The following is a 12,322-nucleotide window of genomic DNA, read 5'->3' as shown; positions in this document are numbered from 1 at the left end:
TTTTCCGCGAACCTTAAAACTTGACCCAGCCAGCCGGATCGAATGCCGTGCCCTGATGGCGAAGCTCAAAGTATAGCCCCGATTCCTCGTTGCCGCCGCTGTTACCTGCGCTGGCAATCGAGTCGCCCGGTTTGACGACGTCGCCGACCCGTTTGAGCAGCGACTCGCAATTGCCGTAGATGCTCCAGTACTGGCCGCCGTGGTCGACGATGATCATGTTGCCGAAGCCGCGCAGCCAGTCCGAGAAGATGACCTTGCCGCCGGCGATGGCGCGGATCTCGGCGCCCTCGCCGGTGCGGATGAACACGCCCTTCCAGCTCGGGCCGTCGCCGCGCTTGGTGCCGAACTTGGCGGCGAGCTTGCCGCTGACGGGCGCGCGCAGCTGTCCCTTGAGGCTGACGAACGGCGCGCCGGACGGCACGGCCGGCGCCAGCGCGATGTCGGACGGCTTGGCGGCCGGCCTGGCCGGCTCCTCCTCGCGCGGCGGCGGCTTGACCGGTTCCGGCGGCCGCTGCGCCACTTTCGGTTCGTCGGCGTCGATGGCGTCGGGCTTGGACGGCGCCGGCTTGATGGTGCCGGACTTGCCTGCGTTGGCCTTGGCCAGGCGCTGGCGTTCCGCTTCGGCCGCCGCCTTGGCCTTGGCCAGCGCGCGCGCGTCGGCGTCGGCCCTGGCTTTGGCCTCGGCTTCGGCCCTGGCGCGGGCGGCTGCCAGTTGTTCCTGCCGCTTCTTCTCGGCGGCGGCGGCGATCGCCTGTTCCTGGATCAGCTTGCCCAGCTTGTCGACCAGGCCGGTCAGGCGCTGCTCGTCGCGCTCGACGTTGCCGGCTTCCTTGCGCTGGGCCACCAGCTTTTTCGACAGCGAGGCCAGCAGCGCGGCGCGGCGGCCCTTCTCCTGCTCCAGCTTGGCCTTCTGTTCCATTTCCTCGGCCGCGATTTCCTGCAGCTCGTCCTTGGCGTTCTGCGCCTCGGCCTGGTTGACCTCGACCGCCTTCAGGTTGGCGCGCAGCGAGTCCAGCAGCCGCGCCTGCGCCTGCGACACGTAGGACATCATCTGCAGGTCGCGGTTGATGCGGTTGGGATTGTCGCCGGACAGCAGCAGCTTGATGCGGTCCTCGTTGCCGGCCACGTACTGCTCGCGCAGCAGCTTGGCCAGCTGCTGCTTCTGCTGGGCGACCGTGGCCGCCAGCTTGTCGTGTTCGACGGCGAGCTGTTGCAGCTTGGTGTTGGTGTCGCCCTGCTCCTGCGCCAGGTCGCGCAGCGAGCGGTTGGCGTCCGAGATCGCCTGTTCGGACTCGGCCAGCGTGTCGGCCGCGTCGTCCTTGGCGCTCTCGGTCTTGCCGATGTCTTTTTTGAGCGCGCTGAGTTTCTGCTGCAGGCTGGCGCGCTCGGCCTCGGCCGCCGCTTTCTGCTTGCTGCGCTCGGTGGTCTTGCTGAACGGCGCGGCGTGCGCGCCGTTCAGCATCATCAGCAGCAGCGCCGCACTGGTGGCGGCGCCGCGCCAGCCTCGGAAGGAAGAATGCGACAAATTACTTGGCCTTGCCCTGGTTGGCCACGGCGGCCTGGGCCGCGGCGATGGCGTCGGCGTCGCCCAGGTAGTAGTGGCGGATCGGCTTCAGGTCGGCGTCCAGCTCGTACACCAGCGGCTGGCCGTTCGGGATGTTGAGCCCGACGATGTCGTCATCGCTGATGCCGTCGAGCATCTTGATCAGCGCGCGCAGGCTGTTGCCGTGGGCCGAGATGATGATCTTCTTGCCGGCGCGGATGGCCGGGGCGATTTCCTCGTCCCAGGCCGGCATCACGCGCGCCACGGTGTCCTTCAGGCATTCGGTCAGCGGGATCTGCGCCTTGTCCAGGCCGGCGTAGCGCGGGTCGTTGAAGGAGGCGCGGTCGTCGTTCTCGGCCAGCGGCGGCGGCGGCGTGTCGTAGCTGCGGCGCCATACCAGCACCTGGTCGTCGCCGTACTTGGCGGCGGTCTCGCCCTTGTCCAGGCCCTGCAGCGCGCCGTAGTGGCGCTCGTTCAAACGCCAGTCGTTCTTGACCGGCAGGTACATCATGTCCATCTCGTCCATGGTCAGCCACAGCGTGCGGATCGCGCGCTTGAGCACCGAGGTGTAAGCCAGGTCGAAGGTGTAGCCGGATTCCTTGAGCACCTTGCCGGCCGCCTTGGCCTCGGCGATGCCCTTCTCGGTCAGGTCGACGTCGGTCCAGCCGGTGAAGCGGTTCGACAGGTTCCAGGTGGACTCGCCATGGCGCATGAATACGATTTTATACATTTGAACTATCTTCAAAAAGGATTGAACGGGACGGAAAACCGGTACTGCGAGAACTCTTCCAGCTTCTATTTTATAATGCGCGCATTGACTTAAACCATTGGAACCCCGTGAAATTCTTCATTGACAATATTTTCATCATCGCCATCGTGCTCCTCTCGGGCGGCGCCCTGCTCTGGCCGGTACTGACGCAGCGCGGCAAACGCGCCAGCGCGCAGGAGGTGACGCTGTTGATCAACCGCAGCAAAGCCACCGTTGTTGATGTTCGTGAAGCAACGGAATTTGCCGCCGGCCACCTGCCGGACGCCAAAAACATTCCGCTGGGCGAGCTGGCCAAGCGCGTCGGCGAACTGGACAAGTTCAAGAGCAAGAGCGTGATCCTGGTCTGCCAGAGCGGCGCGCGCGCCAACTCGGCGGCCGGCGTGCTGGCCAAGGCCGGCTTCGCGGACGTGGTCAACCTGGACGGTGGCATTGCTGCATGGCAAAAAGCCGGCCTGCCGCTGGCCAAATAAGGAGGTCGAGATGACTGCCCGTGTAATCATGTACACCACCGCCGTATGCCCCTACTGCGTGCGCGCCGAGCGCCTGCTGGAAGCCAAGGGCGTGACCACGCTGGAAAAAATCCGCGTCGACCTCGACCCGGAGCAGCGCATGCTAATGATGGAAAAGACCGGCCGCCGCACCGTGCCGCAGATCTACATCGGCGACACCCACGTCGGCGGCTTCGACGATTTGTATGCACTCGACCAAGCGGGCGGCCTGTCCCCCTTGTTAAACGGCTAAGCGCCCCCAAATAACAACGAGAGGGCCGCAGAAATAGTTTGAAATCTTAATGGTTTTGATACAATTGCCCTCGCGTTTGATTTGAGCTCCATACCAAGCCCACATATTCCGAGCGGCGCGTGCCGCTCGTTTTCACTATAACGAAAGCGTTCCATGTCTGACGAAAACCTGCAACCAGTATTCCAAATCCAACGCGTCTACCTGAAAGACATGTCGCTGGAACAACCGAACTCCCCAGCGATCTTCCTGGAACAGGAAGCGCCATCCATCGAAGTGGCCCTGGACGTCGGCGCCGAGCCGCTGGCCGACGGCGTGTTCGAATCGACCGTCACCATCACCGTGACCGCCAAGGTCAAGGACAAGGTCGCTTTCCTGGTTGAAGGCAAGCAAGCCGGTATCTTCGAAGCGCGCAACATCCCAGCCGAGCAGCTCGATCCGCTGCTGGGCATCGGTTGCCCGAACATCGTCTACCCTTACCTGCGCGCCAACATCGCCGACGTGATCACCCGTGCCGGCTTCCCGCCAGTGCACCTGGCCGAGATCAACTTCGAAGTGTTCTACCAGCAGCGCATGCAAGCGATCGCCGACGCGGCCGCCGCAGCACCAGCAGCAACCGACGGCGCCGCGACCACGCACTAAGCCGTTTCTGAAGCATGACGCTGCCGGACGCCACGTCCGGCAGCGGTATCACCCCGACACGCCGCGCCTTCGCGCGCTGTCCCTCTGCAAGGTAAGCCATGACATTTCCCCGTTTGATCGCCAGTCTGACTATGTTGTTGGCCATGAGTGCCAGCCACGCGTTCGACTTCAAAACGGTGGGCGCCGCGCCCGTGATCCTGTACGACGCGCCATCGACCAAGGGCGGCAAGCTGTTCGTGGTGCCGCGCGGTGCGCCGCTGGAAGTGGTGCTGGCCTACGGCGAATGGCTCAAGGTACGCGACGTCACCGGCGAGCTGGCCTGGACCGAGGCCAAGGGCCTGACCGCCAAGCGCAACGTCATCATCCGCACGCCCAACCTGAAGATCCGCGCCACGCCGGATGACAGCGCCGCGCCGGTATTCACCGCCGACAAGGGCGTGCTGCTGGAAGTGACCGAATCGGCCGCCGGCGGCTGGCTCAAGGTGCGCCACCGCGACGGCCTGGTCGGTTACGTCAAGAATTCCGAAGTCTGGGGCATATAATTGCCGTAGCGGCGACATCCGTCGCCGAATGAGGTCCCATGCAAGATAATCCAAACAAAGCCGTCCGCAAGGTGGCCGTGCTCGGCGCGGGCGCCTGGGGCACCGCCGTCGCCATGGCGCTGGCCCAGCGTCACGACGTCATGCTGTGGGGCCGCAACCGCGACGCCCTGCAGGACATGGCGCGCGCGAGAGAGAACAGCGCCTACCTGCCCGGCTATCCCTTCCCCGACGGCCTGCGGGTCGCCGCCGATTTCGACGCCGCGCTGGCCCACGTGGCCGGCCCGGACAGCCTGCTGATCGCAGCCTGCCCGGTGGCCGGCCTGCGTCCGCTGCTGGAGCAACTGAAGTCGCGCGCGATTCCCAACGTGGTATGGCTGTGCAAGGGCTTCGAATACGGCACCGGCCTGCTGCCGCACCAGATCGTGCGCCAGGTGCTGGGCACCGGCGTGGCCGGCGGCGCCTTGTCCGGCCCGTCGTTCGCGCAGGAGGTGGCCAGGGGCCTGCCGTGCGCGCTGACCATCGCCTCCGACTCGGCCGCCTTGCGCGACTGCGTGGTGGCCACCGTCCACGGCGGCAACATCCGCGTGTATTCCAGCGAAGACCTGGTGGGCGTGGAAGTGGGCGGCGCGGTGAAGAACGTGCTGGCCATCGCCACCGGCGTGGCCGACGGCCTGGGGCTGGGCTTGAACGCGCGCGCCGCGCTGATCACGCGCGGGCTGGCGGAAATCACCCGCCTCGGCACCGCGCTGGGCGGCCAGACCGAGACCTTCATGGGCCTGACCGGCATGGGCGATTTGATTTTGACCTGCACCGGCGACCTGTCGCGCAACCGCCGCGTCGGCCTCGGGCTGGCGCAGGGCAAGCCGCTGGATCTCATCGTGCACGAGCTGGGCCACGTGGCCGAGGGCGTGCCGTGCTCCAAGGCCGTGCGCGAGCTGGCGGCCCGGATGGGCGTCGACATGCCGATCACCAACGCGGTGGCCGGCGTGCTGTTCGACGGCGACCAGCCGCAGGCGATGGTGTCGCGCCTGCTGGCGCGCGATCCGCGCGATGAAAAAGTAAAGCGTTAAGCCGCTTCCTCTTCCTCTTTCGCGGCGCGCATCCATTCGACCAGCGGATAGGCGTCCTTCAGCCCGCTGGCGATCATCGGCACCAGCAGCTCCGGCTGGTTCATCGGCACATCGATCTCGGTCCAGACGAAGAAACTCTTCAGCTTGATGTACTCGATGTGCTCGTGCCCGGGGTCGAAGCCCTTGGGTGGGCGCATCAGCTTGCCCTCGTTCTGGATGTCGCCGAAGGTGGCTTTCAACTTCTTGTTCTTCAACACCTTGCTGAAGCCGGCCGCGTCCTCCACCATGTGCTGGCGCAGCGCCTTCAGGCGCGACGGCGGCGGCATGTATTCGCCGGCGCCGAACAACAGCTTGCCACTGCCGTCGATCTGCATGTAGTAGGTCGGCCCGCCGGCCTTGCTCGGACGGCGCAAGTCGTTCGGCGCCACCGCGGCCGAGAAGCGCGTCTTGTACGGGCTCTTGTCGTGCGCGAAGCGCACGTCGCGGTTGATGCGGAACATCGCCTTCTTGGGATTACAGAACTTGACCGCGGCGTCGAACTTGCCCAGCTCGGCGATCATCTGCGTCACCACCTGCAGGAATTCTTCGCGCAGGATGTCGTAGCGCGGTTTGTTCATGATGAACCAGGGACGGTTGTTGTTGTCCGCCAGTTCCTTGAGGAATTGAGTCAGGTCGCGCAGATGCATTCAGTTTCCTTATTTGGCGCCGGCCGGTCGCTTGCCGACCGTGATGTCCAGCGTGGTCTCGCGGGTCTTGCGCAAGACCCGCATTTTAGCGCTTCCGCCGGGAACGAGTTGGGCGACCAGGTTGAGCATGTCGTTGGTGTCGGCCACCGGCTTGCCGTCCACCGACAGCAGGATGTCGCCCGGCTTCATGCCGCCCTTGTCGGCCGGGCCGTTGCGCACCACGCCGGCGATGATGGCGCCGCTCTGGCGCGTCAGCCCGAAGCTAGACGCCAGCTCGGGCGTGATCTCCTGCGTCTCCACGCCGATCCAGCCGCGCACCACGTGGCCGGACTTGATGATGGCCTCCATCACCGACTTGGCGGTCGACACCGGAATGGCGAAACCTATGCCCACCGAGCCGCCCGACTGCGAATAGATCGCCGAGTTGATCCCCAGCAGGTTGCCGTTGGCGTCCACCAGCGCGCCGCCGGAATTGCCGAAGTTGATCGCGGCGTCGGTCTGGATGAAGTTCTCGAAGTGGTTGATGTGCAGGTTGTTGCGCCCCAGCGCGGAGATGATGCCCATCGTCACGGTCTGGCCGACGCCGAAGGGATTGCCGATGGCCAGCACCACGTCGCCCACCTGCGCCTGCTCGGCCTGGCCCAGCACGATCACCGGCAGCTTGTCGAGTGCGATCTTGATGACGGCCAGGTCGGTCTCGGGGTCGGTGCCGACCACCTTGGCGGCGGCCTTGCGGCCGTCGGCCAGGATCACCTCGATCTCGTCTGCCGCCTCCACCACGTGGTTGTTGGTCAGGATGTAGCCTTCGCCGGAGACGATGACGCCCGAGCCCAGGCTGGACTCGTCGTCGTCGTTCTCGCCGTCGTGGTCGCGGTCGCCGAAGAACTTCTTGAAGAACGGGTCGCGCAGCAGCGGATGCTTGCCGCGCTTGGGTTTCTTGCTGGTGATGATGTTGACCACGGCCGGCATGGCCCGCCCCGCCGCCGCCCGGTACGAGCCGACCGCGATGCCGGGCGCCTTGCCCGGCGTGGCCTCCAGCATCACGGCCGGATGGTCGGCGCTGCCCATCTGCTGGGCGCGCACTGGCGCGCGCCGCTCCGGCCCCACGGCCGCGTAGACGAAATACAGTGCCAGTACGACGGTCACCGTTTGCGCAAACAATAACCAGAGTCGTCGCATAGCGTTCAGCCTGCCGTCCGGTGGACGGCGTCCTAGTTATTTCTTCAGAGAGTCGCGGATTTCGCGCAGCAACACGATGTCTTCCGGCGTCGGCGCCGGCGCCGCTGCCGCCTCGGCCGCCGCTTCCTTGGTGTTGAGCGTGCGCGCCTTGTTCATCAGGCGTACCATCTGGAAGATCACGAAGGCCAGGATGACGAAGTTCAGCAGGATGGTGGCGAAATTACCGTAGGCGAACACCGCGCCCAGCTTCTTCGCTTCGACCAGGCTCAGGTGCGGGTCCTGGCCGTTCAGGCCGATGTAGTAGTTGGCGAAATCCAGGCCGCCGAACAGTTTGCCGATCGGCGGCATGATGATGTCGGCCACCAGCGAATCGACGATCTTGCCGAAAGCGCCGCCGACGATCACGCCCACCGCGAGGTCGACCACATTGCCCTTCATCGCGAATTCTTTAAATTCCTGCATCATTGCCATTCTTCTATCCTCGCTCTGTGGTCATTTGTGAACAAAACTGCGTCTGGATCATACTATTTTTTCAATTGGATTCCAAACTCGCTTGCGCCATGCGCATTGGACACCGAATTACGCTATAAATTTGTCTTGCATCAATATCTATCGCTTGCGCTCCGCCAGTAGGGGATGGGCCGGCAAAATTCAAGTCCAAAACGGTGCGCAAATCGCGCCAATTGGGGTTACGGCAACGTTTTTGCTTTAATTCGTATCACGCTTACCTTATAATTTAAGGTTGCTAGAAGCTATATTCGTGCTTCAACAAGTTTCAGGTTTTGTTCGCGGTTTTCGGATTTTGTTCGCACTTTGACTGATTGGGGTTTGTATGAGTATCGAAAAGCAGGTCGATTCGGGCCGACGCGGATTGCTCGTCGCAACAGGCGCGGCAGGTGGCGTAGTAGGCCTGGCAACCGCCGGGGCACTGGTAAGCACTTTCCAACCGTCCGAGCGCGCCAAGGCCGCCGGCGCACCGGTGGAAGTGGATATTGCCAGCCTCAATCCCGGTGAAATGAAAACCGTCGAATGGCGCGGCAAGCCGGTCTGGATTATCAAGCGTACCCCTGAAATGGTGGCCTCGCTGAAAAAGACCGACGGCAAAGTGGCCGACGCCGACTCCAAGCGCAACCCGGATGAATTCACGCCGGAATACGCCCGCAACGAATGGCGCTCGCGCAAGCCCGAGATCCTGGTGGCGGTCGGCATCTGCACCCACCTGGGCTGCTCGCCCTCGTCCAAGTTCACGCCCGGCCCGCAGCCATCGCTGCCGGACGACTGGGAAGGCGGCTTCCTGTGCCCCTGCCACGGCTCGACCTTCGACATGGCCGGCCGCGTGTTCAAGAACAAGCCGGCGCCGGACAACCTGCAAGTGCCGCGCCACATGTTCCTGAGCGATACCAAGCTGATCATTGGCAAAGACGAGAAAGGCGAGGCGTAAATCATGGCGGCTTTCAAAGAGACTAAATTCCCGGCCGATGCACCGGCCGCGCAAAAAGCACTGGGCTGGGTCGACGACCGCTTCCCGCTGACCAAGCTGTGGAACGATCAATGGGGCAAATACTACGCCCCGAAAAACTTCAACTTCTGGTACATCTTTGGCTCGCTGGCCATGCTGGTGCTGGTGCTGCAGATCGTCACCGGCATCTTCCTGACCATGCACTACAAGCCGGACGCCAACCTGGCCTTCGGCTCGGTCGAATACATCATGCGCGAAGTACCGTGGGGCTGGCTGGTGCGCTATATGCACTCGACCGGCGCCTCGGCCTTCTTCATCATCGTCTACCTGCACATGACGCGCGGCCTGCTGTACGGCTCGTACCGCAAGCCACGCGAGCTGATCTGGCTGTTCGGTTTCGCCATCTTCCTGTGCCTGATGGCCGAGGCCTTCTTCGGCTACCTGCTGCCATGGGGCCAGATGTCGTACTGGGGCGCCCAGGTGATCGTCAACCTGTTCGGCGCCATCCCGCTGATCGGCCCCGACCTGTCGCTGTGGATCCGCGGCGACTACGTGGTGTCCGACGCCACCCTGAACCGCTTCTTCGCCTTCCACGTGATCGCCATCCCGCTGGTGCTGCTGGGTCTGGTGGCCGCCCACCTGATCGCGCTGCACGAAGTCGGTTCGAGCAACCCGGACGGCATCGAAGTGAAGGAAAACCTGGGCGCCGACGGCCACCCGGTCGACTCCATCCCTTCGCACCCTTACTACACCGTGCACGACCTGTTCGGCGTGTCGATCTTCCTGCTGATCTTCAGCACCGTGGTGTTCTTCGCCCCGGAAATGGGCGGCTACTTCCTGGAATATAACAACTTCCTGCCGGGCGACTCGCTCAAGACCCCGCTGCACATCGCGCCGACCTGGTACTTCACCGCGTTCTACTCGGTGCTGCGCGCCACCACCGCCGACTTCATGTGGGTGCTGATGTTCTTCGTGGCCGCCTACGTGGTGTTCATCTGGCTCAAGTCGCGCCTGTCGAGCGCGGTGAAGACCGCCGTCGCCGCGATCGCGCTGGTGGCCATCGTCGGCATGCTGCCGCAGGTGCTCGACGCCAAGTTCTGGGGCGTGGTGTTCTTCGGCGGTTCGGTGGTGATCCTGGCCTTCCTGCCATGGCTGGACAAGTCGCCGGTCAAGTCGATCCGCTACCGCCCGAGCTGGCACAAGTATGTGTACGCCGTGTTCTTCTTCTGCTTCCTGTCGCTGGGCTACCTGGGTACCCTGCCGCCGACCGAAGGCCGCACGCTGTTCTCGCAAGTATGCACCCTGCTTTACTTTAGCTTCTTCCTGTTCATGCCCTGGTGGAGCGCCATGGGCACGTTCAAGAAGGTCCCTGACCGCGTAGTGTTCCACGCGCACTGATCGACGCACCTCGCTAAAGTACACAAAGGACATTACATGAATTTTTCTAAAAAACTGCTCGCCATCCTGGCCCTGGTGCCGGGCCTGGTACTGGCCAACGAAGGCGGCGTCGCCCTCGACAAGGCGCCTGACCGTTCGAACAACATGGCCGCGCTGCAAAACGGCGCCAAACTGTTCGTCAACTACTGCCTGAACTGCCATAATGCGTCCTCGATGCGCTACAACCGTCTGCGCGACCTGGGCCTGACGGAAGAGCAAATCAAGGCCAACCTGCTGTTCACCGGCGACAAGGTCGGCGAAATGATGACCACCACGATGAACCCGAAAGACGCGAAAGCATGGTTCGGCGTGGTGCCGCCGGACCTGTCGGTGATCGCCCGCGCGAAAGCGTCGGGCGCCGGCAGCGGCGGCGACTACCTGTACACCTACCTGCGCACCTTCTACAAGGACGACACCCGCCCGACCGGCTGGAATAACCTGGTGCTGGCCAACGCGGCGATGCCGCACGTGCTGTGGGAACTGCAGGGCGTGCAGACGCTCAAGACCAAGGAAGTGGCCGACCCGCACGAGGAAGGCAAGAAGATTCATCAGTTTGACGGCTTCGAGGTAGTCACGCCGGGCAAAATGAAGAAGCTGGAATATGACACTGCGGTGGCCGACCTGGTCGGTTACATGGAGTGGATGGCGGAGCCTGCAGCGCAGACCCGCAAAAAACTGGGCGTCGCGGTGGTGCTGTTCATGGCCGTGTTCGCCTTCCTGGCATGGCGCTTGAACGCGTCGTTCTGGAAAGAAGTGAAATAATCGAGAGTGCCGGCTAGCCGGCGCTTGTTTTGCGATGCCCGCGTTGGCGGGCGATCGATCCGGGGTGATCCGTTCGCGGCTTCACCCCCTTTGTTCTTCTAAGGAACTATAAAAATGATGGTTCTCTACTCGGGTACAACCTGCCCATTTTCGCAACGCTGCCGTCTGGTCCTGTTTGAAAAAGGCATGGACTTCGAAGTGCGCGATGTCGACCTGTTCAACAAGCCGGAAGACATCTCGACCATGAATCCCTATGGTCAGGTGCCCATCCTGGTGGAACGTGAATTGATCCTGTACGAATCGAACATCATCAATGAGTACATCGACGAACGCTTCCCGCATCCGCAGCTGATGCCGGCCGATCCGCTGATGCGCGCGCGCGCGCGCCTGATGCTGTTCAACTTCGAGAAAGAATTGTTCGTCCACGTGCACGTGCTGGAAAGCGAACGCGCCAAGAGCAACGACAAGAGCCACGACAAGGCGCGCGCGGAAATCCGCGACCGTCTGACCACGCTCGCGCCGCTGTTCCTGAAGAACAAGTACATGCTGGGCGACGAGTTCTCGATGCTGGACGTGGCGGTTGCGCCGCTGCTGTGGCGTCTGGATCACTACGGCATCGAACTGTCGAAGACCGCGGCCCCGCTGATGAAGTACGCCGAGCGCATCTTCTCGCGTCCTGCCTACATCGAAGCGCTGACCCCGTCGGAAAAGGTCATGCGCCGTTAATCCGGACGCAGGCCGATTTACTTGAAGTCTGTCGGCGCGTTTGCCTGCCTTAGCGGGCGGCGCGCCGGGTTTTACTGCAGTCTGGAAGACCATGTCTGAAATCTCAACCAAGCCCTACATGCTGCGCGCCATTTATGAGTGGTGCACGGACAGCGGCTATACGCCCTACCTCGCCGTCAAGGTCGACGCCTCGACCACGGTGCCGATGGAATATGTGAAAAAAGGCGAAATCGTCCTCAACATCAGCTTCGGCGCCACCTCGGGCCTGAAGATGGACAACGACAGCATCCGCTTCCACGCGCGCTTCGGCGGCGTGTCGCGGGAGATCTACGTCCCGGTCAACAATGTGATGGCGATCTACGCCAACGAGAACGGCCAGGGGATGGCGTTCGAGCCGCAACTGGGCTTTGCCGAGCCGCCGGCCGACGAAGAAACCAGCGCGCCGGCACCGGTGCTGGCAGCCGTTCCAGCGCCCGCGCAAGAGGCCAAAACCGAGGCGCCAAGCGCCCCGGACGACGATACCGACCCGCCCAAAAAGGGCGGCCGCCCCACCCTCACGCGAATTAAATAGCGTATAATTCGCCCCGTACAAGTTTCGCCGACTTAGCTCATTTGGTAGAGCAGTTGATTTGTAATCATCAGGTGGCCAGTTCGAAACCGGCAGTCGGCACCAGAAATATCAAGGGCTTACAGCGATGTAAGCCCTTTTGTTTTTGGCGGGTCTACGAACACCATCAAGCGGAGCGCGCCATATGCGTGGTCGCGGTCG

15 protein-coding genes and 1 tRNA gene are annotated in these 12,322 nt (G+C 63.1%); 11 read left to right on the top strand and 5 right to left on the bottom strand.

All coding sequences use genetic code 11. The features are described from left to right. Window positions 1–13: 13 nt before the first annotated feature. A complete protein-coding gene (locus tag AC07WS_RS03055) occupies window positions 14–1,465 on the bottom strand; it encodes a murein hydrolase activator EnvC family protein (protein WP_494728043.1) in 1,452 nt (483 codons plus the stop codon). Window positions 1,466–1,526: 61 nt separating this feature from the next. Continuing rightward, the gene (gene gpmA / locus AC07WS_RS03050) at window positions 1,527–2,273 is read right to left on the bottom strand and encodes a 2,3-diphosphoglycerate-dependent phosphoglycerate mutase (RefSeq protein WP_494727658.1); all 747 of its coding nucleotides are present in this window, start codon (window positions 2,271–2,273) and stop codon (window positions 1,527–1,529) included. Window positions 2,274–2,380: 107 nt separating this feature from the next. On the opposite strand from gpmA, the gene AC07WS_RS03045 reads away from it, so the two are divergent. The 5 genes from AC07WS_RS03045 (at window position 2,381) to AC07WS_RS03025 (ending at window position 5,304) form a co-directional block, all read left to right on the top strand. Beyond that, window positions 2,381–2,782: a rhodanese-like domain-containing protein gene (locus AC07WS_RS03045; RefSeq protein WP_494727657.1), complete on the top strand. Its 402-nt coding sequence runs from the start codon at window positions 2,381–2,383 to the stop codon at window positions 2,780–2,782. 10 nt (window positions 2,783–2,792) lie between these two features. Then, window positions 2,793–3,053 carry a glutaredoxin 3 gene (gene grxC / locus AC07WS_RS03040; protein WP_494727656.1) on the top strand — a complete coding sequence of 87 codons (261 nt, stop codon included), beginning with the start codon at window positions 2,793–2,795 and terminating at the stop codon, window positions 3,051–3,053. A gap of 153 nt (window positions 3,054–3,206) precedes the next feature. After that, entirely contained in the window at window positions 3,207–3,692 is a 486-nt protein-coding gene (gene secB / locus AC07WS_RS03035) for a protein-export chaperone SecB (protein ID WP_117012620.1), read from the top strand. A 98-nt stretch (window positions 3,693–3,790) separates the two neighbouring features. Further along, window positions 3,791–4,234 (top strand): SH3 domain-containing protein, encoded by a 444-nt coding sequence (locus AC07WS_RS03030; RefSeq protein ID WP_494727655.1) that lies wholly within the window; start codon window positions 3,791–3,793, stop codon window positions 4,232–4,234. A 38-nt stretch (window positions 4,235–4,272) separates the two neighbouring features. Beyond that, window positions 4,273–5,304, top strand: coding sequence for an NAD(P)H-dependent glycerol-3-phosphate dehydrogenase (locus tag AC07WS_RS03025; protein ID WP_494727654.1), 1,032 nt, complete (start codon window positions 4,273–4,275; stop codon window positions 5,302–5,304). On the opposite strand, the gene AC07WS_RS03020 is transcribed toward AC07WS_RS03025, so the two are convergent. Genes AC07WS_RS03020 through mscL form a run of 3 tightly spaced genes read right to left on the bottom strand, consistent with a single transcriptional unit; the run spans window position 5,301 to window position 7,640 of the window. After that, on the bottom strand, window positions 5,301–5,990 hold the full coding sequence (locus AC07WS_RS03020) for a DUF2461 domain-containing protein (RefSeq protein ID WP_494727653.1): 690 nt from the start codon (window positions 5,988–5,990) through the stop codon (window positions 5,301–5,303). The genes AC07WS_RS03025 and AC07WS_RS03020 overlap by 4 nt on opposite strands. A gap of 9 nt (window positions 5,991–5,999) precedes the next feature. After that, a complete protein-coding gene (locus AC07WS_RS03015) occupies window positions 6,000–7,169 on the bottom strand; it encodes a Do family serine endopeptidase (protein WP_494727652.1) in 1,170 nt (389 codons plus the stop codon). A gap of 36 nt (window positions 7,170–7,205) precedes the next feature. Beyond that, window positions 7,206–7,640 carry a large conductance mechanosensitive channel protein MscL gene (gene mscL / locus AC07WS_RS03010; protein WP_494727651.1) on the bottom strand — a complete coding sequence of 145 codons (435 nt, stop codon included), beginning with the start codon at window positions 7,638–7,640 and terminating at the stop codon, window positions 7,206–7,208. Window positions 7,641–8,001: 361 nt separating this feature from the next. Here mscL and petA point away from each other — a divergent pair, with 361 nt between their 5' ends. The 6 genes from petA to AC07WS_RS02980 all read left to right on the top strand — a co-directional run bounded on the left by petA (window position 8,002) and on the right by AC07WS_RS02980 (window position 12,226). Next, window positions 8,002–8,610 carry a ubiquinol-cytochrome c reductase iron-sulfur subunit gene (gene petA / locus AC07WS_RS03005; RefSeq protein ID WP_494727650.1) on the top strand — a complete coding sequence of 203 codons (609 nt, stop codon included), beginning with the start codon at window positions 8,002–8,004 and terminating at the stop codon, window positions 8,608–8,610. A gap of 3 nt (window positions 8,611–8,613) precedes the next feature. Continuing rightward, on the top strand, window positions 8,614–10,026 hold the full coding sequence (locus tag AC07WS_RS03000; RefSeq protein WP_494727649.1) for a cytochrome b: 1,413 nt from the start codon (window positions 8,614–8,616) through the stop codon (window positions 10,024–10,026). Between the two features lie 36 nt (window positions 10,027–10,062). Continuing rightward, complete coding sequence (locus AC07WS_RS02995) at window positions 10,063–10,827, top strand: cytochrome c1 (RefSeq protein WP_494727648.1); 765 nt, start codon at window positions 10,063–10,065, stop codon at window positions 10,825–10,827. Window positions 10,828–10,941: 114 nt separating this feature from the next. After that, the gene (locus tag AC07WS_RS02990; RefSeq protein WP_008443913.1) at window positions 10,942–11,553 is read left to right on the top strand and encodes a glutathione S-transferase N-terminal domain-containing protein; all 612 of its coding nucleotides are present in this window, start codon (window positions 10,942–10,944) and stop codon (window positions 11,551–11,553) included. A gap of 91 nt (window positions 11,554–11,644) precedes the next feature. Continuing rightward, entirely contained in the window at window positions 11,645–12,124 is a 480-nt protein-coding gene (locus AC07WS_RS02985) for a ClpXP protease specificity-enhancing factor (RefSeq protein ID WP_161084652.1), read from the top strand. Window positions 12,125–12,150: 26 nt separating this feature from the next. Further along, window positions 12,151–12,226: transfer RNA gene (locus tag AC07WS_RS02980), tRNA-Thr, on the top strand. Window positions 12,227–12,322: the final 96 nt, after the last annotated feature.

The sequence above is a fragment of the Duganella sp. GW821-FHT01E12 genome (assembly GCF_059422325.1).
This window is presented reverse-complemented; position numbering and strand designations above follow the sequence as displayed.

What these genes read in the sequence shown, in the direction of transcription:
- AC07WS_RS02985 (WP_161084652.1), top strand. Translation starts at nt 11,645, where the DNA reads ATGTCTGAAATCTCAACCAAGCCCTACATGCTGCGCGCCATTTATGAG.
- grxC (WP_494727656.1), top strand. Translation starts at nt 2,793, where the DNA reads ATGACTGCCCGTGTAATCATGTACACCACCGCCGTATGCCCCTACTGC.
- AC07WS_RS03030 (WP_494727655.1), top strand. Translation starts at nt 3,791, where the DNA reads ATGACATTTCCCCGTTTGATCGCCAGTCTGACTATGTTGTTGGCCATG.
- AC07WS_RS03025 (WP_494727654.1), top strand. Translation starts at nt 4,273, where the DNA reads ATGCAAGATAATCCAAACAAAGCCGTCCGCAAGGTGGCCGTGCTCGGC.
- gpmA (WP_494727658.1), bottom strand. Translation starts at nt 2,273, where the DNA reads ATGTATAAAATCGTATTCATGCGCCATGGCGAGTCCACCTGGAACCTG.
- AC07WS_RS03020 (WP_494727653.1), bottom strand. Translation starts at nt 5,990, where the DNA reads ATGCATCTGCGCGACCTGACTCAATTCCTCAAGGAACTGGCGGACAAC.
- AC07WS_RS02995 (WP_494727648.1), top strand. Translation starts at nt 10,063, where the DNA reads ATGAATTTTTCTAAAAAACTGCTCGCCATCCTGGCCCTGGTGCCGGGC.
- mscL (WP_494727651.1), bottom strand. Translation starts at nt 7,640, where the DNA reads ATGGCAATGATGCAGGAATTTAAAGAATTCGCGATGAAGGGCAATGTG.
- AC07WS_RS03055 (WP_494728043.1), bottom strand. Translation starts at nt 1,465, where the DNA reads ATGATGCTGAACGGCGCGCACGCCGCGCCGTTCAGCAAGACCACCGAG.
- AC07WS_RS03015 (WP_494727652.1), bottom strand. Translation starts at nt 7,169, where the DNA reads ATGCGACGACTCTGGTTATTGTTTGCGCAAACGGTGACCGTCGTACTG.
- petA (WP_494727650.1), top strand. Translation starts at nt 8,002, where the DNA reads ATGAGTATCGAAAAGCAGGTCGATTCGGGCCGACGCGGATTGCTCGTC.
- AC07WS_RS02990 (WP_008443913.1), top strand. Translation starts at nt 10,942, where the DNA reads ATGATGGTTCTCTACTCGGGTACAACCTGCCCATTTTCGCAACGCTGC.
- AC07WS_RS03000 (WP_494727649.1), top strand. Translation starts at nt 8,614, where the DNA reads ATGGCGGCTTTCAAAGAGACTAAATTCCCGGCCGATGCACCGGCCGCG.
- secB (WP_117012620.1), top strand. Translation starts at nt 3,207, where the DNA reads ATGTCTGACGAAAACCTGCAACCAGTATTCCAAATCCAACGCGTCTAC.